The sequence below is a fragment of the Pseudomonas sp. P5_A2_2 genome, assembly GCF_054177685.1.
Genome location: NZ_JBGCUL010000621.1, coordinates 1 through 2,697, shown reverse-complemented (window position 1 = coordinate 2,697; position 2,697 = coordinate 1). Strand labels below are relative to the sequence as shown.

Here is a 2,697-nt window from a genome sequence, read left to right as displayed (position 1 = left end):
GCCGCGTGCAGTTCGGCGCAGATCGCCAGGGACGAAGCTTCCGCCCTGATGGAATCCGGCCAGTACGAAGCCGGTCTGGCCCGCATCGAACAGGGATTGCGTGAAAACCCTCGCGATACCGATTTGCACATGGCCCTTAACAGCGGTCGGGCCCGCGCCGTGACGGCGCTGCTGACCCAGGCAGACATGGACCGGGCCCAGCGTAATTTCGCCGGGGCCCGCATGACTTACAGCCGGGTCTTGAACATTGAACCGAACAACCGCCGTGCCCAGGATTCCCTGCGTCAGCTCGACTACCTGCGCAGCATGGACGAGAAACTCGAACTGGCCCGTAGCGACCTGCGTCGCGGTGACATCTACGGTGCCGACCGCCAAGTCAAACAGATTCTCGAACTGGACCCGAAGAACGACGGCGCCCTGGAACTGCAAGACAGCATCCGCCTGGTGCAGAGCCGCAACGTGGTGCCGTACCCGCAGTTGCGTACACGCCTGGACCGGCCGGTGACCCTGGAATTTCGCGACGCCAACCTGAAAACCATTTTCGAAGTGCTGTCCCAGGTCGCCGGCCTGAACTTCATCTTCGACAAGGACCTGCGCCCGGACATGAAAGCCACCATCTTCGTCCGTGAGGTGCGTATCGAAGACGCCGTGGAACTGTTGCTGCAACAGAACCAGTTGCATCAGAAAGTGGTGAATGAAAACACCTTGCTGATCTACCCGGACTCACCACAGAAGCTCAAGGACTATCAGGAGCTGGTGATGCGCACCTTCTACCTGACCAGCATCGATGCCAACACGGCGCTGAACATGATCAAGACCATGCTCAAGACCCGCGACGTGTTCGTTGACGAGCGCCTCAATACCCTGACCATGCGCGATACCGGTGACGCGGTGCGCATGGCGGAAAAGCTCCTGCAATCGCAGGACCAGTCCAACCCGGAAGTGGTGCTGGAAGTGGAAGTGATGGAAGTCGCCCGCCAACGCATTCTCGACCTTGGCCTGCAATGGCCCAACACCTTCGGTGTGATCAACAGCGACGGCTCGCCAGTGACCATTCTCGATCAGCTCAAGGGCATCAATTCCGGCCGGATTACCATCTCGCCATCGCCGCAGGCCCAGATCAACGCCCAGGACAAAGACGTCAACACCCTGGCCAGCCCGGTGATCCGGGTGAGTAACCGCGAACAGGCGCGTATCCACATCGGTCAGCGTGTGCCAATCATCAGCGCCACCTCGGTGCCTTCGACCCAGGGTCCGGTGATCACCGAAAGCGTGACCTACCTCGACGTCGGTCTCAAGCTCGAAGTGCAGCCCATCGTGCACCTGAACAACGAAGTGGCGATCAAGATCGCGCTGGAAGTCAGTAACGCCACGCCGCTGACGCCGACCGCTCAGGGCACCATTCCGGTCCAGGTCGATACCCGCAACGCCCAGACCACCTTGCGTCTGCATGACGGCGAAACCCAGATCCTCGCCGGGCTGGTGCGCAACGACCACGGCGCCACCGGCAACAAGATCCCGGGCCTGGGCGACATTCCCGGCCTGGGTCGCCTGTTCGGCAGCAACAAGGACGACGTCAGCAAGTCCGAACTGGTGCTGTCGATCACCCCGCGGATCGTGCGCAACCTGCCGTACCAGAGCCCGTCCGACATGGAATTCCCGACCGGTACCGAAACCAGCATGCACATCCAGGCACCGGACCGCTCGATGAGCAGCACGACGGTTCAGACCGGCCCCATGAGCGCACCGATCGCCACCACCGTTACTGTTGGGAAGCCTTGATCATGAACGCCTCACAACGCGGTTTCAGCCTGATCGAAGTCGTGGTGACGCTCGCCCTGGTCAGCCTGCTGGCCGGCATGGCCGCACCGCTGACCGAGACGGTGGTACGCCGGGGCAAAGAGCAGGAACTGCGGACCGCGCTGTACCAGATCCGCGATGGCATCGATGCCTACAAACGCGCCTTCGACGCCGGCTACATCGAGAAGTCGCTCGACAGCAACGGCTACCCGCCGAACCTGAATGTGCTGGTCGATGGTGTGCGTGACGTGCGCAGCGCCAAGGGTGCCAAGTTCTATTTCCTGCGGCGCATCCCCCGTGACCCGCTGGCAACCGTCAAGCGTGATGACGGAGGTGGCTGGGGCCTGCGTTCCTATGACAGTTCCGCTGAGAGCCCGCGGGAGGGCCAGGACGTCTATGACGTTTACTCCAAGGCCCGGGGCAAGGGTCTCAACGGCATCGCCTACCGAGAGTGGTGAGCCTATGCGTCGGCAAAAGGGTTTTACCCTCATTGAACTGATGGTGGTCATGGCAATCATCGCGACCCTGATGACGATCGCCTTGCCACGCTACTTCAACAGCCTGGAGGCCTCCAAAGAGACCACCTTGCACCAGAGCCTGTCGTCCATGCGCGAGGCGCTGGATCACTACTATGGAGACACCGGGCGTTATCCGGACTCCATCGAACAGCTGGTCGAACTGCGCTACCTGCGAAGCCAGCCGCTGGACCCGATTTCCGAGCGCAAGGACACCTGGGTCATAGTCGCGCCACCGGATGGCGTGGCGGGCGGGGTGGCCGATATCAAGAGTGGGGCCGGCGGGAGGGCGCGAGATGGCAGCCTTTATTCCGAGTGGTAAGCCATCGGGTCAGGATGGCTTTACCTACCTGGGTGTGCTGTTTCTGATCGTCGTGATGGG

At 61.7% G+C, this 2,697-nt stretch carries 3 protein-coding genes and 1 pseudogene; all 4 read left to right on the top strand.

From position 1 onward, the window contains the following. Positions 1-1,782: secretin N-terminal domain-containing protein (locus ACXRVY_RS23205; RefSeq protein WP_458238346.1), on the top strand; the 1,782-nt coding region annotated here is incomplete at its 5' end. A gap of 2 nt (positions 1,783-1,784) precedes the next feature. Beyond that, positions 1,785-2,258, top strand: a complete 474-nt coding sequence (locus ACXRVY_RS23200) for a type II secretion system protein (protein WP_223463917.1) — start codon at positions 1,785-1,787, stop codon at positions 2,256-2,258. 4 nt (positions 2,259-2,262) lie between these two features. Continuing rightward, positions 2,263-2,637 carry a type II secretion system protein gene (locus ACXRVY_RS23195; RefSeq protein WP_457266167.1) on the top strand — a complete coding sequence of 125 codons (375 nt, stop codon included), beginning with the start codon at positions 2,263-2,265 and terminating at the stop codon, positions 2,635-2,637. Then, a pseudogene (locus tag ACXRVY_RS23190) lies at positions 2,612-2,697 on the top strand (type II secretion system protein); the annotation flags it as partial. The gene ACXRVY_RS23195 and the pseudogene ACXRVY_RS23190, both read left to right, overlap by 26 nt.